At 46.4% G+C, this 21090-nt stretch carries 21 protein-coding genes; 10 read left to right on the top strand and 11 right to left on the bottom strand.

What is annotated here, in order from left to right; genetic code table 11:
* Positions 1-159: 159 nt before the first annotated feature.
* The 8 genes from ACRRS0_RS22230 to ACRRS0_RS22195 all read right to left on the bottom strand — a co-directional run bounded on the left by ACRRS0_RS22230 (position 160) and on the right by ACRRS0_RS22195 (position 10406).
* Positions 160-1806 carry a diguanylate cyclase domain-containing protein gene (locus tag ACRRS0_RS22230; protein WP_432455414.1) on the bottom strand — a complete coding sequence of 549 codons (1647 nt, stop codon included), beginning with the start codon at positions 1804-1806 and terminating at the stop codon, positions 160-162.
* 163 nt (positions 1807-1969) lie between these two features.
* Positions 1970-3442 (bottom strand): dihydrolipoyl dehydrogenase, encoded by a 1473-nt coding sequence (locus ACRRS0_RS22225; RefSeq protein WP_432455415.1) that lies wholly within the window; start codon positions 3440-3442, stop codon positions 1970-1972.
* A 72-nt stretch (positions 3443-3514) separates the two neighbouring features.
* On the bottom strand, positions 3515-4243 hold the full coding sequence (locus ACRRS0_RS22220) for a glutathione peroxidase (RefSeq protein WP_432455416.1): 729 nt from the start codon (positions 4241-4243) through the stop codon (positions 3515-3517).
* Positions 4244-4725: 482 nt separating this feature from the next.
* Positions 4726-5583 (bottom strand): ABC transporter permease, encoded by an 858-nt coding sequence (locus ACRRS0_RS22215; protein ID WP_432455417.1) that lies wholly within the window; start codon positions 5581-5583, stop codon positions 4726-4728.
* A gap of 3 nt (positions 5584-5586) precedes the next feature.
* A complete protein-coding gene (locus ACRRS0_RS22210) occupies positions 5587-6828 on the bottom strand; it encodes an ABC transporter permease (RefSeq protein WP_432455418.1) in 1242 nt (413 codons plus the stop codon).
* A 52-nt stretch (positions 6829-6880) separates the two neighbouring features.
* Entirely contained in the window at positions 6881-7927 is a 1047-nt protein-coding gene (locus tag ACRRS0_RS22205) for an ABC transporter substrate-binding protein (RefSeq protein WP_432455419.1), read from the bottom strand.
* Between the two features lie 23 nt (positions 7928-7950).
* Positions 7951-9060: an ABC transporter ATP-binding protein gene (locus ACRRS0_RS22200; protein WP_432455420.1), complete on the bottom strand. Its 1110-nt coding sequence runs from the start codon at positions 9058-9060 to the stop codon at positions 7951-7953.
* Between the two features lie 446 nt (positions 9061-9506).
* Positions 9507-10406 carry a LysR family transcriptional regulator gene (locus ACRRS0_RS22195; RefSeq protein WP_432455421.1) on the bottom strand — a complete coding sequence of 300 codons (900 nt, stop codon included), beginning with the start codon at positions 10404-10406 and terminating at the stop codon, positions 9507-9509.
* A 129-nt stretch (positions 10407-10535) separates the two neighbouring features.
* Here ACRRS0_RS22195 and ACRRS0_RS22190 point away from each other — a divergent pair, with 129 nt between their 5' ends.
* A complete protein-coding gene (locus ACRRS0_RS22190; RefSeq protein WP_432455422.1) occupies positions 10536-11531 on the top strand; it encodes an NADP-dependent oxidoreductase in 996 nt (331 codons plus the stop codon).
* Positions 11532-11570: 39 nt separating this feature from the next.
* On the opposite strand, the gene ACRRS0_RS22185 is transcribed toward ACRRS0_RS22190, so the two are convergent.
* Positions 11571-12191 carry a glutathione S-transferase family protein gene (locus ACRRS0_RS22185; protein ID WP_432455423.1) on the bottom strand — a complete coding sequence of 207 codons (621 nt, stop codon included), beginning with the start codon at positions 12189-12191 and terminating at the stop codon, positions 11571-11573.
* Positions 12192-12295: 104 nt separating this feature from the next.
* Here ACRRS0_RS22185 and ACRRS0_RS22180 point away from each other — a divergent pair, with 104 nt between their 5' ends.
* The 9 genes from ACRRS0_RS22180 (at position 12296) to ACRRS0_RS22140 (ending at position 19364) form a co-directional block, all read left to right on the top strand.
* The gene (locus ACRRS0_RS22180) at positions 12296-13144 is read left to right on the top strand and encodes a LysR substrate-binding domain-containing protein (protein ID WP_432455424.1); all 849 of its coding nucleotides are present in this window, start codon (positions 12296-12298) and stop codon (positions 13142-13144) included.
* Between the two features lie 59 nt (positions 13145-13203).
* Positions 13204-14151: a chemotaxis protein gene (locus ACRRS0_RS22175; protein WP_432455425.1), complete on the top strand. Its 948-nt coding sequence runs from the start codon at positions 13204-13206 to the stop codon at positions 14149-14151.
* 103 nt (positions 14152-14254) lie between these two features.
* Positions 14255-14971 carry a substrate-binding periplasmic protein gene (locus ACRRS0_RS22170; protein WP_432455426.1) on the top strand — a complete coding sequence of 239 codons (717 nt, stop codon included), beginning with the start codon at positions 14255-14257 and terminating at the stop codon, positions 14969-14971.
* Positions 14972-15040: 69 nt separating this feature from the next.
* Positions 15041-15862, top strand: coding sequence for a DUF2797 domain-containing protein (locus ACRRS0_RS22165; protein ID WP_432455427.1), 822 nt, complete (start codon positions 15041-15043; stop codon positions 15860-15862).
* A gap of 35 nt (positions 15863-15897) precedes the next feature.
* Positions 15898-16188, top strand: coding sequence for a hypothetical protein (locus tag ACRRS0_RS22160; RefSeq protein WP_432455428.1), 291 nt, complete (start codon positions 15898-15900; stop codon positions 16186-16188).
* Between the two features lie 40 nt (positions 16189-16228).
* A complete protein-coding gene (locus ACRRS0_RS22155; protein WP_432455429.1) occupies positions 16229-16939 on the top strand; it encodes a ZrgA family zinc uptake protein in 711 nt (236 codons plus the stop codon).
* A 1-nt stretch (position 16940) separates the two neighbouring features.
* The gene (locus ACRRS0_RS22150; protein ID WP_432455430.1) at positions 16941-17657 is read left to right on the top strand and encodes an ABC transporter ATP-binding protein; all 717 of its coding nucleotides are present in this window, start codon (positions 16941-16943) and stop codon (positions 17655-17657) included.
* Complete coding sequence (locus ACRRS0_RS22145) at positions 17644-18870, top strand: ABC transporter permease (protein WP_432455431.1); 1227 nt, start codon at positions 17644-17646, stop codon at positions 18868-18870. Before ACRRS0_RS22150 ends, ACRRS0_RS22145 begins: the two co-directional genes overlap by 14 nt.
* A 14-nt stretch (positions 18871-18884) precedes the next feature.
* Entirely contained in the window at positions 18885-19364 is a 480-nt protein-coding gene (locus tag ACRRS0_RS22140) for a DUF3299 domain-containing protein (RefSeq protein WP_432455432.1), read from the top strand.
* Here the strand turns inward: ACRRS0_RS22140 and ACRRS0_RS22135 are convergent.
* Positions 19361-19606, bottom strand: coding sequence for a DUF6868 family protein (locus tag ACRRS0_RS22135; RefSeq protein ID WP_432455433.1), 246 nt, complete (start codon positions 19604-19606; stop codon positions 19361-19363). The two genes, ACRRS0_RS22140 and ACRRS0_RS22135, sit on opposite strands and share 4 nt — an antisense overlap.
* A gap of 244 nt (positions 19607-19850) precedes the next feature.
* The gene (locus tag ACRRS0_RS22130) at positions 19851-20909 is read right to left on the bottom strand and encodes a DUF2914 domain-containing protein (RefSeq protein ID WP_432455434.1); all 1059 of its coding nucleotides are present in this window, start codon (positions 20907-20909) and stop codon (positions 19851-19853) included.
* Between the last annotated feature and the right edge of the window lie 181 nt (positions 20910-21090).

The following is a 21090-nucleotide window of genomic DNA, read 5'->3' as shown; positions in this document are numbered from 1 at the left end:
GCTTAATACTTGGTTCTGGTGAACCTTGTTTTCTCATGACTTTATTGATCAGTCCACTATTGGCAAGGATATCGCCGTCGCGTCGTTCATTGAATGGTTTGTCTGGTTTGCTTGCTGTGGCATCGATGACTCCTTTAAGCATATTAATGCGAGTAGGCTTTAAGGATAACTGGGAGCGACAACCAATTTGGCTTTGCTTTTACGCTGTGCTTTTTGTTGGTACATGGTCATATCGGCGCGATAAAAAAGTTGCTCGGCGTCGCGACAGCTATTGGTGTTGGCACAGCCAAAGCTTATCCCACTGTGTGCCGCACCATTGAGTTGAATAACCTTGTCTACGATACTGAGTTTCTCTTGAAGTTCGCTCGCAGAAAGCTGGCTGGAAAAAACCGCAAATTCATCCCCGCCGATCCTAAATAGTTCAACTCGATCAGTTAACACCATATTTAAAGCTTCGGCGGCCAGTTTGATTAAGCGATCTCCTTCTTGATGTCCCGATTGGTCATTCACAATTTTTAAATAATCGATATCAATTAGGGCTAGGCAGCAGTTTTGCTCGCCGGTAAATGTGAGTTGTTGACTCACATATTCGTTAAAGGCATAGCGATTTTGTAAGCCTGTTAAGGCGTCTAGTCTGGCTGCGTCACGCTCCAGGTTGAGTTGTTGGTTCACTTTCAATGACTCAAGCGCTAAGCGTTTAAATTTATAGTGTAATGCCAGCGACATGCTTAAGCCGCTTAAGGTACAGCAAAGTAATAATAAAATATCGGTAGCGAGTAAGGTCGTGGTGTCTTTGGGGATCACTGATAACACGATTAGCAGTGCAGGTACGATTAATAATAGGGTTGGTAAAATGAATGATCTTGCCTGCTCAGAACCTTTTCGCCAACAGACCATCGCACTGACCAGCGTGAGCGTTATCCATAGTAGGATTAAGTTGAAAATGATCACGACGGTATAGTTCAGCCAAATTGTGGTGGCGGGGATTGCCAGTAGGCAAAGCGCGATTAAATACCGACTGATTAACCATAACCGCGGCGAGTATCGTTGGAGATCAAGAAAACGACTATAAAACAATACGCTGAAAACTGGAATTGTGAGCAGTGGTAACAATTGTATGCTCAGTGCTCGTAGATTAAATAAGTGAACGGTGACTTGAAAAACCAAGGCTAAAGAAATAGTTATCGCTAGCAAGTAAGCGCTAAAAAGGGCAAATACTTTGTCTTGCTGAACAATACTGACAGCGCCGTTATAGATTGCCAAAATCAGTAAGGCCCCTAAGCAGAGGGTAATTAAACTCGCCCGTTGGTGGTATAACTGGCCTAGTTCTGCTTTGGGCGCGAAATTAAGTTGCGGCTGCTCGGTATAATAGTGACTTGATACACGGGCGATGAGCCAATAACCTCCCAAAGTTGGCGTGTCAATATGTCGGGCATAGCTGAACAGATATTCGTAAGGGTGCAAATAGCCGCTGCTAAGATGGCGGAGCTGGTTACCTTCAGAGTAAAGATAATAATCTATATTCTCGATATTAGGACCATCGACGCTGGCGAGCCATTGATCTGCTTGCTGGATATTGAGTTGCTTAACTAACCAGTAGCTGCCACCCGTTAAGGCGACCCGATTCACCTCGGTTAAACTATCAAGCCAATGGCGAATATTTGCGTAGCGATGCGGCAATACTTGCTGATCTTCGGCAATATAAATATGTTGAGCACTGCTCTTGAGTGCTGTGGCAGCATTGGCGTAATCAGATAACAACACGATCACTAAACCCAACGTGGCGAATAGGCGAAAAATAGGCATAAATGTTTGCGTCGACGATCCCTGTACCAACAAAACTATAAGTAGCATAGAGCAAACAGCGCGAGATGGTAAGCCCTGATGCATATTGTGGCTATATAAACAAATTCTATTAACTTTTTGTTGATAGAATTTGTTCAGTTTCGTTGCGGTGGTGGTTCGCGATTTAACTGCCTACGCCGCACTCCATACAGGCATCGATCATTTCTGGGCCAAGGTGTAATTTGGCATTGAGGTCACGTAAGGCGGTGCGTAAACCTTCTTCGATGACCGGGTGATAGAAGGGCATGTCTAGCATCTGTGATACCGTCATTTTTGCTTGATGTGCCCAGGCGAGTAAATGCGCTAAGTGTTCAGCGTTGGGGCCGATGATTTCTGCGCCTAAAAAACGGCCAGTGCCTTGTTCACCATATAAGTGAGCGAGTCCCTGATTGACCAACATCACTCGGCTACGCCCTTGGTTTTCAAAGCTGACACTGCCGATCTCAAAGCAGCCGCAGTTACCCAAGCGTTGTTCAATATCGCGATAGCTTTCACCCACCATGGCGATTTGCGGATCGCTAAATACTGCTGCAATTGGACTACGACGTAAGCCTGCTCTGATATCTTTACCACGGCCTGCGTTATCGCCAGCAATTTTTCCTTGGTCTGCGGCCTCATGCAGCAGTGGAATTTGATTACTGGCATCACCCGCAATAAATATATTGCTAACAGAGGTCTGCAAAGTGTAGTGGTCGGCTACTGGGACGCCACGGGTATCCAATTCAATATTCAGTTTGTCCAAGCCCAGCTTATCGGTGTTGGGTCGGCGACCCGTCGCGGCGATTAAATAGTCGACTTCGGTCTCTACGCTTTGACCTTGTTGGTCTTGATAACGTAACTTTACTCCCTGCTCACTGCGTTCAATTAAGCTTACTTTTGCATCGCTATCTAAATAGAATTCATTACCATAAACTATATTCGCATACTCAGTGAGCGCGGGGTCGCTGAGCGGACCGACCGCACCACCAACACCGAACATGAGAACCTTTACTCCTAAGCGATGCAGCGCTTGACCTAATTCTAAACCAATCACACCTGGGCCGAATACTGCTACTGATTTTGGGAGGCGGTCCCATTCAAAGATGTCATCATTAATTAGTAAACGATCGCCCAAGGCCTGCCATGCCGCCGGATAAGCGGGGCGAGAGCCGCTCGCGATAACAATTCGTTTGGCTTTAATAATCAGAGTGTCGCCGTTGCTATGGCTCACCCTCAGGTGATGTTGGTCGACAAATTCTGCATAGCCATCGATTTTGTGTTCCGCTTCGATGCCGTCGACCGATTCTAAGACAAAACTAACAAAGCGGTCTCGTTCGGCTTTTACTCTTTGCATGACGGCAAAACCATCGATCTTGGGTTTTCCTAAGTTGACGCCAAATTGGGCCGATTTGTGGTACTGGTGAGCATTTTCTGCGGCCGCGATTAATAATTTACTAGGCATGCAACCGACACGCGCGCAGGTCGTGCCGTAGGGACCAGCCTCAATCATCACTACCGAGCTGGTATGTTCTTTAGCGGCACGGTAGGCAGCTAGGCCAGCAGTACCTCCGCCGATAATGGCGACATCAACGGTTTTGTTGGGTTTTAATTGGGACATCTTCACGACCTATAAATCACTGATAATGGAAGAAAATGCAGACGAGTTACGAGACACGCCTGCGGATAAGGCTTAGGCCAAGTAGGCTTCTAACTCTTCGCTACCGCCAATGTGTTGGCCATCGACGAATATTTGTGGAACGGTGCTACGTCCACTGAGGGCCTTCAGACTGACGCTGGTCGCATCCGCGCCAAGTACCACTTCTTCATAGCTTAAGCCTTGTTGCTGCAAGAGCTGTTTAGCCTTGATGCAGAATGGACACCCCGGTTTGGTGATGATACTAATCGCCGCGGGTTTTTTGGCATCACAGTTAATGTAATGCAACATGGTATCGGCATCTGAGACTTCAAAGGGGTCGCCAGGAACGTCAGCTTCAATGAACATTTTTTCGATCACTCCATTCTTAACCAGCATTGAGTAGCGCCAGCTGCGTTGACCAAAACCGAGCGCTGTTTTGTCGACTAACATGCCCATGCCTGCACTGAATTCACCGTTGCCATCGGGAATGACGGTGATGTTTTCTGCTTCTTGGTCGGCTAACCAAGCATTCATCACAAAAGTATCGTTGACACTGAGGCAGATAATATCATCCACACCATTGTCTTTGAGTACACTCGCTAGCTCGTTGTAACGAGGTAGATGAGTTGAAGAACAAGTCGGGGTAAAGGCACCCGGTAAAGCGAATACCACCACTGTTTTATCTTTAAACAGTTGCTCGGTGCTAATGTCTACCCAAGCGTCGTTTTGACGGGTGTGAAAAGTAACGCTGGGAATAGTTTGGCCTTCGCGATTCTCTAACATGGGTCTCTCCAAATTTGATGAATAAGTGTGTTCGTTTGATAGGTTTAGTATCAAGCTTCAGGGTTAATAAGTAAAAACGATTAGATCTATCCTTATGATAGCTATTAGCTATCGTCTTATGTTTGATTAATCAGCTTAACAAGTTTGTTTGTAGATACTTAGTTTTTGGGGAAATTATTTCAATTATCGAAGATGGTCAGGCGCGTTGATTTTTCGGCATTATTTTATCTAGTCATGCGGGCTGGTAGGACGCAGGCAACTCGTCATGAATGTTGTAAGTAACATTCATGACGAGCGGATTCTATTGATCGCTCAGAAGCAAGCCATTAAGCTTTTGTAGGTGACTTTGCTCGATAAACGATGCGCATCATTAGGATGAGCAAGTTGTACTTGAGATGAAAATTGCTGAGCAAGCCTCACCGAGTGTTCGATAAGGACGCCCCACCGAACAATGTGGTGGGGCGGAACCGAAGTAAAATGGCTTAGTTGTCTAAGTCACCGCTTTGAATACGTTCGCTGCGCGCGCGCAGGTATTCAATGGTGAACAGTAGCATCGCGGAAATAACGATCAACAAGGTTGCCACCGCGAGGATGGTTGGATTGATCTGTTCTCGCAGACCAGAAAACATTTGCCTTGGAATGGTGCGTTGCTCGGGGCCAGCTAAAAACAGGACCACGACCACTTCATCGAAGGAGGTGATGAAGGCGAACAAAGCACCCGAGATGACGCCAGGGCGGATCAGCGGCATGATGACTTTGAAGAAGGTAAACATGGGTTTGGCGCCTAAACCTAAAGACGCGTTCACTAGCGAATAATCAAAACCGGATAGGGCAGCGTTCACCGTAATCACCACAAAGGGCGTCCCCAAGGCTGCATGCGCCAAGATCACGCCCATATAGGAACCAGCCAGATTAAGCTGGCTATAGAAGAAGTACATGCCAGCCGCGGTGATGATCAGCGGCACAATCATTGGCGATAGTAAAATCGCCATCCAAAGTCGTTGCCAAGGCATCGCTGGATTACTTAAACCGATGGCGGCAAAAGTGCCTAATACGGTCGCGATAAGGGTGGCAAAAATACCGATCACAAAACTATTCTTAATCGCTAATAGCCATTTGTCATCGTGTAAAATCTCGGCGTACCACTTCAATGAATAGGCCTCGGGGTCGAGGGCTAACATGCCTTCAGTAAAGGTGAAAAAAGGCTCCACATTAAATGATAAGGGAATGATCACCATAATCGGCAACATTAAGAAAGCTAATACCAGCAGTGAGCTGAGACGCAGACCATAATGTGCCGAGATATGCCAAAAGGTAAAGTATTTCGGGTAACGACTCATAGTTTAGCCCAACTTAATGTTACTGACCCCGATCAGGCGGTCATAGATCCAATACAGCGCCAAAATTAACGCTAATAATAACGAGCCCAAGGCTGCGGCGAGTTCCCAGTTATTTGACGATTGCATATGGAAGGCAATGATATTGGAGATCATTTGTCCTTCGGTACCACCGACAATTGCAGGGGTAATGTAGTAGCCAATTGAAATGATAAATACCAGTAAGGCTCCCGCGCTGACTCCGGGCACGGTCATCGGTAAGTAAATTTTAATGAAAGCTGGTAGTGGTTTAGAGCCCAAAGAAAGCGCCGCTCTATAATAGCTTGGGTCAATATTTTTCATCACGCTATATAGAGGCAAAATCATAAAGGGCAGCAAGATATGAGTCATCGCTATGATTGTTGCTGATTGGGTATACAGCAACTCCAAGGGTTCATCGATAATGCCTAAAGTTTGTAGGATTGAGTTCAGTACCCCATTGGTTTGTAAAATCGCAATCCATGAGGTAGTACGCACTAATAGCGAGGTCCAAAATGGCAGGAGTACAAACACCATTAAGCGGTTGGCTATTTTACTGGGTGCATTGGCCAAGTAATAGGCCAAAGGATAGGCTAACAATGCTGTTAATAAGGTAATAATCAGCGAAATTTTTAGGCTTTTCCAATAAAGCTTTAGGTAAATCTGAGTGTCTCGTTGTGCAATTTCTCCCGCTGAGTCGCGTTTTAAGTCGAAAGCGGTGAGGTAGTAGCTGTCGGTAAAAGGTTGTCCGGCTTTTTTGACTGCTCGCCATAAATAAATATCGTGCCATTTTTTTGAACTGGATAATAGGAATTCGGCACCGTGCTGTTGCAGCTCACTCAAGTCTTTTTTCTTGAGTTTACGCGCGGTTGATTTAATTAAACTGGAGCTGCCGGGTTTAAGCCGATTGATTTCTTCCGCTAATTTTCCTGATAAGCGTTGATTGGCTAAGTCTTGTAATTCGATGGCAAATTGTTGGATGATTTCTGGCTTCGGTAATTCTTCACTGGTTTCATCCCAATGTTTCATCTCACTCAAGGTGAGTGGCACCAATTGGCTGACCGCAGGATGATAAACACTGCGATAGAGCATCGAAGCTATTGGTGCGATAAAGGTGATAAAGATAAATATTAATAAAGGCATGGTAAAGGCTAGCAACAAGCGTTTTTTACGCTTGAGCATTTTCTTACCGGCTAAGATCTCTTCCACGCTGAGACTGTTTGTTTCCATCTGTACCTCTATGATAAGAGACGAAGGCTAAAAGCCTTCGTCAATCTAGTGATTACTTCAACAGCCACTCATTGAATTTTTCGCCTAAAGACTCACCGTAGTCAGCCCAGAAATCGCCTGACGCTTTCAAACCTTCATCGAGGTGAGAAGAAGGTAGTTTAGGGATCACTGCCTTATCAACATAGGCATAAGAGGAGTTACGGGTTGGACCGTAGGCTACTTCTGGCATACCACTGAGCGGTTTAGAACTAGTGGCAAAACTCACGAAGTCTAGCGCGAGATCTTTTTTCTTGGTGCCTTTCACAATGGCCCAGACATCTAGATCATAGAGGTGGCCATCCCAAACCATTTCAAAGGGTTTCCCTTCACTTTGAATGGCATCGAAGATCCGGCCATTTGCTGATTGCACCATGACCGCGCCGCCGTCATTGAGGAGTTGTGGCGCTTGTGACCAGCTGTCGAACCAGACGATATCATCGGCAATCGTTGCCAGTTTGGCGAAGGCTCTTGCTTGTCCTTCTTCAGTTTCTAGAACGTCGTAGACTTTGTCTTTAGGCACGCCATCGGCAATCAAAGCCCACTCAAGATTCACCTGAGGACGTTTACGTAGGGCGCGTTTACCTGGGAATTTCTTGGTATCAAATAAATCAGCGATGGTACTTGGTGTACCGCCCTTGATGGTGTCGTCACTGTAGGCGTAGAGTACGGTCCAAACAATGTTACCCACACCACACTCGTTGGCTAAGGCCGCTTTGCTAAAGTCTTGCGCTGCGGGTGTACCGTCATCACCTGGAGGGAGTTTGTCTTGAGGAATGACCTCTAATAAACCTTCGGAACAGGCTCGTTCTAAGTCGATCACTTCGATGTCGACAACATCCCAAAGGATATTACCACTTTCGACTTGGGCTTTAATTTCTGCAATACCACCCGAGTAGTTTTCAAATAATAGTTTGTTTCCAGTTTTAGCCATATAGGGGTCTAACATGTGCTTTTGCTGAGCGGCGCCATAGGCACCACCAAAAGACACCACAGTGAGTTGGTCTGCACTGGCAAACTGACAAACCGAAGCTAGCGCGAGTGCGGGGAGTAAACGTTTCATAGGTACTATCCTTTTACCATTCGTTAAGTGCTTGGGGGTGTATCAAAAGCTAAACCGTCATTGACCGACCAAGTGAGTTTGGTCATGCTGCCAGTCGCTATTTTGGGGGCGTCGTGATCATTCAATACTTTTACCATCAGCTCAGTTTTATCGCTGAGTTTGAAGAAGTAACGAATAAAGTCACCGACGTATAATAGGGTGATAAATTCAGCTTCAATGAGATTGTCGAATTGATGCTTCTCACTGAGGATGAATAGGTTTTCTGGGCGAACCGCGAGTATGCAATCTTCTCCAATTGCTGGGCAATCCATCGCTCTGCCTGAAACCACAGTACCATCACTTAGTTTTACTTTGGCTAAGTCTTGGCTGCGTTCTAACACGGTTCCTGCTAAGTGGTTATTTTCACCAATGAAGTCGGCAACAAAGGCGTTGCTAGGACGTTCATAAAGGATATCGGGAGAGGCACATTGTTGCACCACGCCATCGTTGAATACTGCAATGCGATCTGACATGGTGAGCGCTTCGGTTTGATCATGGGTGACATAGATTGCAGTAAAACCAATGGATTCGTGCAAACGCTTAATCTCAAACTGCATCTGCTCTCGTAGGTTTTTATCTAAGGCTCCTAAAGGTTCGTCCATTAAAACGATGGACGGTTCAAAAATTAGCGAGCGGGCCAAGGCTACTCGTTGTTTTTGACCTCCAGAAAGATGCCCTGGGTAGCGCTTACCAAAACTTTCTAGTTCAACCAAAGCTAAAGAATCGGCCACCCGGCGCTTGATTTCTTCACTGGGTAATTTTCGCACCATCAAAGGATAGGCTAGATTTTCAGCAACGGTCATGTGAGGGAACAGCGCATAATGTTGAAACACCATGCCTATATTGCGATTGTAGGGGGCGACGTTGGTGATGGCTTCACCATTCACTAAAATTTGTCCACTGGTGACATCTTCAAAGCCAGCGAGCATCATTAAGCAGGTAGTTTTACCAGAGCCTGAGGGGCCTAGGAGGGTGACAAATTCACCTTTACGGATATCTAAATTAAAGTTTTTAACCACTAAACTACGTTGATCGTAGCTTTTTTTCACATCGACAAAGCGCACATATTGTTGGTCGTTGACCGGCTCGCTCATACACAGATCCTTTTGCTAAGAGCTTATTGCTTAGATAAAACCTATCAATCAAGCTTTACCCTTAACACAAGCGTAACAAATAATCGCCTAAATAAAAGTGCAAATTTTCGTCACTTGACTCTCAAAGTTGAAGTTTTTATCTGCATTTGAGTAAAAAGACAGTTAATTACTTTGTGTTATCTATTGATAGGCCAATACTAAACTTTTGTCCAGACGTGATTTATTTTTAGCGCCTAATAATTGTTCGAAATGAACACCTTTGAGAGGTGTTAGAAAGCTGTAAACGGGCTTGAATAAAGCCAATTTTAGTCATCAATGTTGACGGCGGAAATTTTTGGGCAGCGCCAGCGATTGATTGCTGCAGGACTGTTGATGATTCATGTCAATGAGGATACTTCATGGGCCTTGCTGGCTTCATCGATATAGTCACCCTAAATTAATCCTCTTTAGCGAAGATGATGAAGTAGGAAATCCACCGCAACTCGTATTTTAGGTATTTGATACTTAAGCCCTTGATATAACAAATATATACCGGTGGATTTAGCCGGAGTAAGACAAATTTTGGGGCCAACACTGAAGCTCATCAAGCTACCCTCAGCCAGTTGTTTGCTGATCCCCCATTCTGGCAATAGTGCAATACCTTCGCCTTGGATCGCCGCATTAACGATGCTTTTGCCATGATTGCTAATTAAGCGGATGGGGGGCTGCAATGTCTGCCACGCTTGCTGGGCGTCGATATACATCCAAGGGAGAACTCGCTCGGGGCTACGATAACGCAAACTAGGATGTTGGTTGAGATCTTGCGGGCTGGTGGGTTGACCTTTTGTGGCGAGGTAGTGTGGTGCTGCGCACAATACAAAATCATTATTCGACAGCTTTTTCGCGACAACCCGCTCGTCGGGGGCGAGACCACTGCGGATAGCAATATCTATCTGGTCGCGGCTTAAATTTGCTAATTGGTCGCTAAAGTGTAGATCCAGAATAATGTCGGGATAAAGTTGCGAGAACTTGCTTAATATTGGTGTTAAACACTGCTCACCGTAGCTCGGCATTGCACTAATGGATAGTAGGCCACTGGGATGCTGATTCTGTTGCTGGATCAGATCTTCGGCGTCATTCAGTTGCAGCAGGGCAGGTTTTATTTGTTGGTAATACAGCGCCCCCAATTCCGTCAGCTTTACTTGCCGGGTGCTACGCTGTAACAGCTGTTGCTGAAGCATGGCTTCTAAATCGCTAATTCGTCGAGAGACCGAAGAAGGGGGGACTGAGAAGGCCTCCGCTGTTTTGGTGAAACTGGTCGATTCGGCAATATGGGCGAAATACTGTAGTGCTCTGAGCTTATTCATTGGTTTATTGTTGTCGGAAAGACAATAAAGTTTAGCTTAAGTAGCTGTTTATTCCAATGCTAAGGATTATTTATAATCATTCTTGATAACAATATAGTATGAACGTCATTTATTCATTTAGGAGCTTTTATGACTAACTATCAGTCGATTCATTTGGTAAAACGTCCTTCTGCAACGATAGAAGCAAACTGTTTTGAGCTTCGCGAACATCAAGCTCAGCCGCTGCAAGCCGGCGAGTTTCGAGTCAAACAAACTCATATGTCTTTAGATCCTGCGATGCGTGGTTGGATGAGTGCCGATACTGAGAGTTACATTCCACCCGTTGGTTTGGGTGAGGTGATGCGTGCCAGTGGGATTGGTGAAGTGCTTGAGTCCTTGCACCCTGATTTTCCGGTGGGGGCGATGGTGATGGGCATGTTTGGCTGGACTGAACAGACGATTAGTCAAGGCAAGGGGGTGAATATTATTCCTTCAGGTTTGTCGGCAGAAGCAGTATTAGCGGTATTAGCGCTGCCAGGGATGACCGCTGCGCAGGGTCTATTAGAAATTGCTAAGCCCAAGTCGGGAGAAACCCTATTAGTGAGCGGTGCTGCGGGCTCGGTGGGTTCATTGGTTGGGCAACTTGCTAAAGCCGAGGGTTTACGAGTGATAGGTGTTGCAGGTAGTGATGAAAAATGTCGTTGGTTAGTGGAAGATTTGGGCTTTGATGGCGCGATTAACTATAAAATCGAAGATGTTGCGCAACGGGTGGCTGCGTTAACGCCAGCCGGCGTTGATATTTATTTTGAAAATACCGGTGGCGCGATCCAACAAGCGGCAATGGATAACATGAATGCCTTCGGTAGAATCGTGGTTTGTGGGATGATCTCGGACTATAACGCAACAACCCCTTCAGCTGGCCCTAACTGGATGACGATTATTAAGAAGCGTTTAACCATTCAAGGTTTTACCATGCCCGATCATTTACATCGTGCACCGCAACTGATGCAACAGGTGGCTGGGTATTTACAAGCGGGCCAACTGCAATACCGAGTTCATGTATTAGAAGGTTTAGTTTCAGCTATCGATGGAATTAATTTGCTGTTTAATGGGGAAAACCAGGGCAAGCTGCTTGTGAAGTTGTGAGGGCGAAAGCAAAGCCGAGTGATCTCGGCTTTGCTTTACTTACGGCTTGAGTCGCGCAGAATCATCGGTGATGTCCACATAGTTTGTGGTTTGTGTAATGGCATAGCACCAAGCTTGAATCGCAGGAAAGGTGGACAAGTCAAATTCAGCTTCTTCGGCCACATGGGTATAAGCATATAGCGCGATGTCGGCGATGCTGAATTGCTCGCCCATAAAATAACGATGCTCGCTTAAGTGTTGCTCCATGACCTTTAAGGCGGCATAGCCTGCCGCTTTTTTATCGGCCCATTGTGCTTGGCGTTGTTGATTCATCCCTGCATGGCCTAACCAGAATCGCAACGTCGCGATATTTGGCTCATGGCTATATTGTTCAAAGTTCATCCAGCGTAGTACTTGGCTTTGCTGCCACAATTCCTCAGGCCAATAGGGTGTTCCTTGAGCAAGGTAATACAAGATGGCATTTGATTCGGTTAAACTGCGGCCATCGTCGAACTCTAACACTGGGATCTTACCGTTAGCGTTAAGTTTTAGAAATGCTTCGGTGTGGGTCTCCCCCTGTACAATGTCGTAGCACTTTAGTTGATAATCTTGGCCGAGCAGGCTCAGTAATAATCTAATTTTATAGCCATTTCCCGATGGCAAATAATCGTGCAATATCATGTTATTTCCTTGTTGTGTGGCTTAGGATGAGTGTCGCAAGTTGCTTGTGTAATGAATAACGATTATTTTTGATGGCACTGATAAATGCTGTTGATGGGTTGAAGATGGATATTGATGCGCTGCGTAGTTTAGTGGCAATCATGGACAGTGGCAGTTTTACGCGAGCGGCCAGCCAGACTTTTCGTACGCAGTCGGCGATTAGTGCACAAATGAAAAAGCTGCAGCAAGAGAGTGATCGTCCTTTGTTTGAAAAAGAGGGCCGCGGCTTGGTTTTGACTCTCGCGGGGCAGGCCTTGGCCAGTTATGCTCGACGTATTGTCAGCTTGCACGATTTGGCGCTGAAGGAGCTAAAAGAACCGCAGACGCAGGTGGAATTACGATTGGGTTGTCCAGACGATTACAGCCGATCGGTGATGCCGTTACTGGTTCAGCTATTACAACAACAGATCCCTAATGTATGTTTACGTTTGAGTTCTGCCCCAAGTTATCGCTTACGCCAGCAGTTGGATCAGGGTGAACTGGATATAGCGGTGTTAACTCGTACGCCAAATAGCGATGAAGGTTATCTATTGCGTCATGATCAAGGAGTTTGGGTGAGTTCAGCTGAAATTAACCCTCATCTTCAAAGTCCCTTGGCGATAGCACTTTACGAAGCGGATTGTAAGTTTCATCGTAGTGCCATCGACGGTTTAGATAAGGCTGAGATACCCTATCGACTGATTGCAACTAGCGCCAATCACAGTGGTTTATATGGTTTGGTGGCGCAGGGGTTGGCAGTTGCAACGATGGCTCGTTCTAGCAAAGGAGATTTGTTAGAATTGTGCGCTAAAACAATGCCGTCATTACCAGCAATTGATATTGTAGTCGTTTGCGCTACTCAACCACACTTAGTTTGTAGTAACGCTATAATCAAACAAGTATGTGAGCAGTTTCGACTGGCCGACCAAGGTTGAATGGTTAGGCTCAGCGCTTAAATTTTATTGTTCATGAATCAAATTACGAAGGATGTCTTATGAGCAGCGCCACCAGTCAAACCCAAGGTTTGTTGCATTTTCGGTTGTCGTTAAATCAACTATTTGCAATTGGTACTTTGAAAGTGCGTGAGATCGTTCCCTATACACGTCTTACCGCCCTGCCACAGTCTCATCCATTTGTGTTGGGATCTGCTTCATTGCGCGGTCAAACCATCTCGGTGGTAGATATGGCGGCTGCAGTGGGGTATCGGCCAATTACCGAAGAAGAACGAGCCAGCTGCTCAATTATTATTACCGATGTGAGCCGCCAAACTATTGGCTTTTTAGTGCGCGGGATTGAACGTATTACCGAATGTCGCTGGCGTGACATTGATCCACCGCCTAGCTCTTTAGGTAAAGATGCATTTGTAACAGGGGTCACTCGGGTCGATGATAAATTGGTTCAGTTGCTCGACATTGAAAAGCTGATTGCTACGGTGTTCCCTGATGATGAAGATCGGATCCGAGTTTCTGTGAGCTTACCTGATCAAGCCATCTTGAGTCAGTTGCGGATCTTATTAGTGGACGATTCTGCAACTGCGCGTAAGCAGCTGTCGAGCGCTTTGGATAGTATCGAAATTGACTACCAAATGGCCAGTGATGGCGCGACCGCGCTGAAGATGATGCAACAGGCAGCGGTAAGCAAACAAGCGATTGATATCCTAGTGAGTGATATTGAAATGCCGGGTTTAGATGGCTATGAATTAACCTTTGAAGTTCGCAGTGATCCACAAGTTGCCGATGCCTATATTATTTTGCATACTTCGTTGTCCAGCGAGATTAGTGTTGATCGTGCCCACCAAGTCGGTGCCGATGAGGCCTTAACTAAGTTTGATGCAGGTGAGCTTATTGATGCGATGTTACGCGGTGCTGATCGGGTCTCCGACGATGATACACCAAGTTCTTTGGCGAAAAAGAATGGGCTCCTTGAAGGCATGGGATTCTAAACCAAAGCTTACTATACAGACTGAATAATAACCTTCATATTAAAGGGCGGTTTGTGGTTCCTTTGCTAAGCTAAATGAGAGAGCTTAGCTTAGCGGGGATGTGGTGCGGATCTTATTGATTCTGTTATGTTGCTGGTGGTCGGTGTCGCTGGCGGCGGTGCATTCAATTAATATTGCGACTGGTGAATGGACTAATTACGCCCATCGTGACGGCACGGGCTATTATTTTAGCTTATTACAACGAATTTTTCCGGATACATCGATATCCCCTCATTTTGTGCCTTTCCCTCGTAGCATTGCTTTATTAGATCATCAGCTTGTTGATATTGCTCTCGGTGGTTCCAGTGATGATTTTTCATCGGCCTATTGTTCTCTGTATGCGGTTGAAGTCGATCGAGTTGATATGCTGACAACATCACAATTTGCAGGCTCTTATCAAAGCAATCAGGACTTAGTGGGTAAAAAAGTGATCTCTCGTTTGGGTTACAATTGGGGGGAGCTATTACCTCGCGGGGTTGTTTATCGAGAGTATTCTAATTTAGTTCAGATGCTAAATTTACTTAATTTGGGCCGAGTGGGTGCCGTGATCGAGTATCGAGAAGACATAGAACTGCTATTGACCAAAATGCCAAAGCCTTCAAATTTTATTTTTATTGATAGTGTGTTAGAGAATAATTCTCAGTTTTGTTTTGTCGCGAATGAAAAAGGGCGTGACTTACTAAAACTTTTTGATTTAGGCATGAGTCAGTTGATCGCCAATGGAGAATTACGACAATTGATGATAGAGCTGCTCGGCAGTGATGAGAACTACCCTTACTAAGCTCGCTACACAAAGCCTTCACTTTGCATTACACTGCTCAACCTTTGAGCCAATCTGAGTACTTCTGAAATGCAGGGCCACTTATCAAAAATGCGCGGCGTATTGGCCGAGCAGATACAATATTATTTGCCGTTAGGCGAACAAGAATTACACCTAAATCCCCTGATTGGTAAGCCTCTCGCGTTTGAATTCACTGGGAAAATTCAGTGTCGAAATTGCGGTAAGGGCACTAAGAAGAGTTACTCGCAAGGCCACTGTTTTGTATGTATGCGTAAATTGGCCAGCTGTGACATGTGCATTATGAAGCCGGAAACCTGTCACTATGCTGCAGGGACTTGCCGTGAGCCGGAGTGGGGCGAAAATAATTGTATGATCCCGCACTATGTTTATTTAGCCAATACCTCTGGGCTGAAGGTGGGAATTACTCGGCATAATCAAATTCCCACACGTTGGATCGATCAAGGTGCGACTCAGGCTTTGGCTATTTTCCAAGTGGCGACTCGCCAGTTATCAGGTTTAGTGGAAGTTGAATTAGCCAAATTAGTGGCCGATAAAACCAATTGGCGTACGATGTTGAAAGGAAACGCGAGTCGATTAGACTTGTTTGCCGAACGAGAGCGTTTATTACCGCAGATTAGCAACGTTCTTAGCGACTTGGCCGAGCGTTATGGGCTCGATTCAATCACCGCCTTGAATGACCAGCCGATGACGGAGTTAAGTTATCCGGTTGAACAATTCCCGAGTAAAATAAGTAGTTTTAACTTAGATAAAAATCCATTAGTTACAGGAATATTACAAGGAATTAAAGGTCAGTATTTAATCTTTAACAATGGCGTGATAAATATAAGAAAGTATAGTTCTTATGAAATTAAGCTTCTCGATGGCATTTAAGCTTGTCGAGAAGCGAAGGAATACAAGGTAGAGTGATGCGTATTCGTCGTTGGCAGCAAAGGGTTTCTTGGCTACTGATCCTGTCAGTTTTTGCCTTTGCCTTCGTCTGGGGCGAACACCAAGTCGAGAAACTCAACCCGCATCATTCCGAGCATCACTGCCCGCTATGTTTTCACCTTGGCCAATTATCGACAGCAATTTGTAGTAGTGCTCTATTTATCGCCTTTGCGGTGGTTGGCATTACTTATCAAACGGTAAACTATCGTTATACTTGGCTGCATACCCTACGCGCAATTGCGCGCGCGCCACCTGTTCTATGGTACTAATTTAATAACATTTATTTTTAGTTAACCATGGATATATACAATGAAATTAAGATCTGTTTTGTTAGCAGGCTTTGGCCTGTTGAGTGGCGTGACGTATGCGCAATCTGCCCACCAGCACGGTGTTGCTGAATTATTTTTTGCTGCCGGTGATGAAGAATTGGCGATTGAAATTCATTCGCCTGCGGATAATTTATTAGGTTTTGAGCACGCCCCTGTCACAGCGGCGGAACAACAGGCTTTAGCTGCGGCTAAGCTGCAAATTGAAAATGCTCCGCAGCTGTTCAGTTTTAATGGCGGCGATTGCGAATTAGAAAGCTTGAGTCAAGAGTGGGGGGCTTTGCAGCAAAGTGACCACGAGCACGAACATGAAGCGGCGGATCATGAGCATGAGCACGAACATGAAGCGGCGGATCACGAGCATGAGCACGAACATGAAGCGGCGGATCACGAGCATGAGCACGAACATGACGCGGCGGATCATGAGCACGAGCACGAACATGAAGCGGCGGATCACGAGCATGAGCACGAACATGAAGCGGCGGATCATGACCATGACCACGAACACAGTGGTCATCAGGATGTGACTTTCAGTTATCATTTTCACTGTCACCAGTTATCGGAGTTGCAAAGCTTTAATTTGCACTGGTTTGAGCGCTTCCCTCGGATGCAGAAAATTCTGGTTCAAGGCGCTAGCGATCGCGGTCAAATTGCGATTGAGGTGACTGCAGAGCAACACAAGGTAGCCCTATAAGATGCCTGAATCTGCTTCTCTATTGTGTTTAGATGAGGTGGTATTTGCTTGGCCGGGTGAGACTCACCCGGCTATCCATATTCCCCATTTAAGCATTGCGCCTGCGAGTCATACCTTTATTCATGGGCCTAGCGGCTGTGGGAAATCGACCTTGCTGAGTTTGATTGCTGGAGTGATTAGCCCTCAACAAGGCCAGTTGCGATTTATGGGTCAAGACTGCGATAGCCTCAGTTCTGCGGGTCGAGATCAATTACGAGCTGATCATATCGGTTATGTGTTTCAGCAGTTCAATTTGTTGCCTTACTTATCAGTTTTGGAAAACGTAGCCTTAGCCTGCCAGTTTTCGAAGTTGCGCAAACAGCGCGCTTTAAGCCGTTCTTCCAGCGTTATCGAAGAAGCACGACGCTTATTGTCCCACCTGCAATTGCCCGACAAACAATTACATCAAGCGGTGGGCCAATTGAGTATCGGTCAGCAGCAACGGGTGGCAGCGGCACGAGCGATGATTGGTTCACCAGCCTTAATCATTGCCGATGAACCCACTTCGGCGCTTGATAAAGTGAATCGAGAACATTTCATGAACTTGTTGATGGCTGAGTTAGAGCACTGTGATAGCAGCCTGTTATTGGTGAGTCATGATCATGATTTAGCGCAGCGTTTTACTCAAGTCGTTGACTTGCCTGCGGTTAATTTAGGAGGTCGACATGAGTCTGCTTAATTTAGCTTGGCATAGCCTTTGGGCGAGGCGTGGGACGGTATTGCTGAGCTTGCTCACCATTGCCTTAAGTGTGGCCCTGTTGCTGGGGGTCGAGAATTTACGAACTCAGGCCAAGTCCAGCTTTGCATCGACCATCTCTGGCACTGACTTGATCGTGGGTGCTCGCAGTGGCCCCACCCAATTGTTGTTGTATTCGGTATTTCGTATTGGTAATGCTACCAATAATATATCTTGGCAAAGTTACTTAGATATCCAACAAAATGCCTCAGTCAAGTGGGCGATCCCCATCTCTCTGGGTGATTCCCACCGGGGCTATCGCGTGATGGGCACCAGTAATAGTTTTTTTGAACACTATCAATATGCCAATAAGCAAGCCTTGAAATTTAAGCAAGGCGGTGAATTGAGCAATACTTATGATGTGGTATTAGGGGCCGAGGTTGCTAGAAAGCTGGGGTATCGGCTGGGGGATAAAATTGTCGTCGCGCATGGCATTGCCGCGGTGAGTTTTGTGAATCACGAGCAATTTCCTTTTGTGGTGAGTGGCATTTTACAAGCCACGGGGACGCCAGTCGATCGCACCGTGATTACTTCTTTGGCTGGCATCGAAGCGATCCATTTGCCCGCGCAAAAACAGCCTTTTACCAAACAACAACTAACGCCTTCCAGTATTACTGCGATGATGCTCGGCACCAAATCCAAGTTGCAAATATTTAGTCTGCAACGGCAAATCAATCAGTCGAAACAAGAGGCTTTACTCGCGATCTTGCCCGGTGTGGCTTTGCAAGAGTTATGGGGTATTTTAAGCATCGCCGAGACGGCCTTACTTGCGGTCTCGATTTGTGTGGTGATCACTGGCTTAATGAGCATGTTAACCACCTTGATGGTTAGTCTAAAAGAGCGCCGCCGTGAAATGGCGATCTTACGCTCGGTGGGCGCGAAGCCAAGGCATATTTTCACCTTATTATTGATCGAAGCGCTGTTACTGAGTGTGCTGGGGTCCTTGCTGGGTTTGGTAAGTATGTATGGATTATTAGCGCTGGCGAAGCCGATTTTACTCAATCAGTTTGGCTTTTATATGGTACTCAGCTGGCCGACTTTACAACAAGCTTACTTGTTGCTGCTAGTGATGGGAGTTGGTTTTATCGCTGGGCTGTTACCGGCATGGCGCGCTTATCGTTATTCACTCAGCGATGGCATGAGTATTAAAATTTAGTCAGGAGCAACAACATGAGAATATACCATTGGCTTATTGCTGGCCTGTTATTGAGTAGCGCTGCGTATGGCGAAGACATTGATGTTTGGGAGCAATTAATTCCCGAGAGTGAGCGACAAGCTGCTCCCGCAGCGATTGACCATAATGCGCCTTTAGATCAGCCGGTTCAGCAGAACTTAAACGTGAGTGTAAATAAGGCCTTGGATGGCAAAACGCTGCGTATTCCTGGATTTATTGTGCCTCTAGAGAGTGATGGTGAGTTGATCAAAGCATTCTTATTGGTGCCTTATTTCGGCGCTTGTTTACATTATCCACCACCACCACCGAACCAGATTGTTTATGTCACTTACAAGCAAGGAGTGCAGCTGGAAGATATCTGGGATCCGGTGTGGGTCGAAGGTACCATTCATACCAAAATTCAGGATGTAGAAGGGGTGGCCACGGTCGGTTATTCGATCAGTGAGCCGCAATCGATAGTGCTGTATAGCGACTAATCTAAAACGATACCTAAGGCGATGTAAGGCACGATATAAAAGGCGATGATGGCGACTTTATAGAGTGCCAAGCCTAGGTAGTGAAAACGGTCAAATTTTTCGACACTAAGCTTAAACCACTTGGCATGCAGCTGATAAGTCCAATCGTGGGCAAGGGTTAAAAAAGCAAACCAATAAATAAGTACTGCGATGTTGATCACTGCACCCCAGCCGAGGGCACTACGTATGAGCGCTAGTTCCATTGTTCGTCCTGTCCGTTGACTCTGTTATTAATTTAATCAGCACTTTCAGGAAGTGCAAGCTTATAACAAATCCTTTTATGAACAGTTGCTTTAGCTCGCTTTAAAGGAAGACCTGAATTTTTAGTTGTTTTTCAATATTAACAACGAGTTAATATGATAAGTATTGGCCTTCATTGACTCACTTTGGGTTTCAATCGAAGGATGCATTAAACCATCGAATGAATGTGGCCGATAGCTGGTGTGATTATGGTCCTACCATGAAGTCTTGCTCGTAGAGTAATTTCTGTTGTGCAAATACCACTACTTGCCATTGTCCCAGACTGAATGAGTCAAAGCGTTTACTGGCCTTGGTGCGCCAACGCTGCCCGCCAATGGCCAAGTTTACCGTGGCTTGCAATTGCTGCTGATGATACCAGCGTACCTCAAGCGTTTGCCCTTGCATATTCAAGAGCTCCAGAAATAAGAAAATTTGTTGCTGCTGGGCCAGCGAGACGCCTCGCACTTGATCGATGGGCTCGCGAGCGCGGATGCCGTTGGTGAGTTGGCCGCGTTTGACTCGTAGATCGACAATCTGAGGGCCGGGCATTGGTATCTGGCTTGGACTCAGGTTTGCGCGAAGCCGTTTGTCTGACTGCGGCCGTGGCGGTGTGCCAGCCGTAGCTGGTGGGTGCTCAGCGTGGGTCAGCGGTGGGGTTGTCGGCTCGTCGCTTGGCGCTTGCTTTGCTCGCAGTGCTAAATCTGCTGTCTCGCTCGCAGGGGCCTCTGGCTGGGGTGGCATTTGTTCTGTTGCAGCAGACGGCTTGCCGGTTGCTCGCTGGCTGGTGCTTGGCGCTGGTGTTACAACGACTGGCGGAGCTGCGGCATGCTGATGATTTATCTCGGCAAGGCTGGCTGGGTTATCTGGATTTAATTTGAGTTGTGGTGAGACGCTTTCGAGCTGAACCGACGCTTGTGGCGCGGATTCGGATGTTCGCTCAGTGAGGCTTGCTGCTGCGCTAACCTGCTGACTATTGGCAGAAGATGGTGGTGTGGCCGCTGACTTGAGATCTTGCTGGCTACCTTCTTGGTTTGGCCTTTGAATGAGTGCCGTGCTCGCCGCTCCGGCATGCGCCTCGGGCGCACGAGGCCAATATCGATAAATCAGCGTGCATATCAGTAACAGCAGTGCCACCAGTACCACGAAGGCGGCGAATATCTTACGTAAATCGAAGGGCGGTTTGGGGGTCAGGACCTTGTGAGCTTGATTTTGAGCTGGCGTAGCCGAAGCGCCAATACTGATGGTGATACTGACTTGTTCTGTCATCGTTGAGAAGAGCCTCTTGCTCGTGGTATTTCGCCAGCTAATTCTACCTTGTAATGCTTTAGGTCGCTATTGATTGGCTCGCGGACTGTGTGATTAATAGCATGATTTGTGGCCTTAAGTGCAGGGCTTATGGATGCTTGGCCGCAGAACTATAGCGCTAAGGCCCAGCCATTAGGGATGA

It is taken from the genome of Agarivorans sp. QJM3NY_29, from assembly GCF_050870835.2.
Lineage (GTDB): Bacteria > Pseudomonadota > Gammaproteobacteria > Enterobacterales > Celerinatantimonadaceae > Agarivorans.
Note: the sequence above shows the minus strand (reverse complement) of the source record. Positions and strands in the feature narration are given on the sequence as shown.

Excerpts from the sequence above, each read along its gene's own strand:
- ACRRS0_RS22230 (WP_432455414.1), bottom strand. The coding sequence starts at position 1,806 with ATGCCTATTTTTCGCCTATTCGCCACGTTGGGTTTAGTGATCGTGTTG.
- ACRRS0_RS22225 (WP_432455415.1), bottom strand. The coding sequence starts at position 3,442 with ATGTCCCAATTAAAACCCAACAAAACCGTTGATGTCGCCATTATCGGC.
- ACRRS0_RS22220 (WP_432455416.1), bottom strand. The coding sequence starts at position 4,243 with ATGTTAGAGAATCGCGAAGGCCAAACTATTCCCAGCGTTACTTTTCAC.
- ACRRS0_RS22215 (WP_432455417.1), bottom strand. The coding sequence starts at position 5,583 with ATGAGTCGTTACCCGAAATACTTTACCTTTTGGCATATCTCGGCACAT.
- ACRRS0_RS22210 (WP_432455418.1), bottom strand. The coding sequence starts at position 6,828 with ATGGAAACAAACAGTCTCAGCGTGGAAGAGATCTTAGCCGGTAAGAAA.
- ACRRS0_RS22205 (WP_432455419.1), bottom strand. The coding sequence starts at position 7,927 with ATGAAACGTTTACTCCCCGCACTCGCGCTAGCTTCGGTTTGTCAGTTT.
- ACRRS0_RS22200 (WP_432455420.1), bottom strand. The coding sequence starts at position 9,060 with ATGAGCGAGCCGGTCAACGACCAACAATATGTGCGCTTTGTCGATGTG.
- ACRRS0_RS22195 (WP_432455421.1), bottom strand. The coding sequence starts at position 10,406 with ATGAATAAGCTCAGAGCACTACAGTATTTCGCCCATATTGCCGAATCG.
- ACRRS0_RS22190 (WP_432455422.1), top strand. The coding sequence starts at position 10,536 with ATGACTAACTATCAGTCGATTCATTTGGTAAAACGTCCTTCTGCAACG.
- ACRRS0_RS22185 (WP_432455423.1), bottom strand. The coding sequence starts at position 12,191 with ATGATATTGCACGATTATTTGCCATCGGGAAATGGCTATAAAATTAGA.
- ACRRS0_RS22180 (WP_432455424.1), top strand. The coding sequence starts at position 12,296 with ATGGATATTGATGCGCTGCGTAGTTTAGTGGCAATCATGGACAGTGGC.
- ACRRS0_RS22175 (WP_432455425.1), top strand. The coding sequence starts at position 13,204 with ATGAGCAGCGCCACCAGTCAAACCCAAGGTTTGTTGCATTTTCGGTTG.
- ACRRS0_RS22165 (WP_432455427.1), top strand. The coding sequence starts at position 15,041 with ATGCAGGGCCACTTATCAAAAATGCGCGGCGTATTGGCCGAGCAGATA.
- ACRRS0_RS22160 (WP_432455428.1), top strand. The coding sequence starts at position 15,898 with ATGCGTATTCGTCGTTGGCAGCAAAGGGTTTCTTGGCTACTGATCCTG.
- ACRRS0_RS22155 (WP_432455429.1), top strand. The coding sequence starts at position 16,229 with ATGAAATTAAGATCTGTTTTGTTAGCAGGCTTTGGCCTGTTGAGTGGC.
- ACRRS0_RS22150 (WP_432455430.1), top strand. The coding sequence starts at position 16,941 with ATGCCTGAATCTGCTTCTCTATTGTGTTTAGATGAGGTGGTATTTGCT.
- ACRRS0_RS22145 (WP_432455431.1), top strand. The coding sequence starts at position 17,644 with ATGAGTCTGCTTAATTTAGCTTGGCATAGCCTTTGGGCGAGGCGTGGG.
- ACRRS0_RS22140 (WP_432455432.1), top strand. The coding sequence starts at position 18,885 with ATGAGAATATACCATTGGCTTATTGCTGGCCTGTTATTGAGTAGCGCT.
- ACRRS0_RS22135 (WP_432455433.1), bottom strand. The coding sequence starts at position 19,606 with ATGGAACTAGCGCTCATACGTAGTGCCCTCGGCTGGGGTGCAGTGATC.
- ACRRS0_RS22130 (WP_432455434.1), bottom strand. The coding sequence starts at position 20,909 with ATGACAGAACAAGTCAGTATCACCATCAGTATTGGCGCTTCGGCTACG.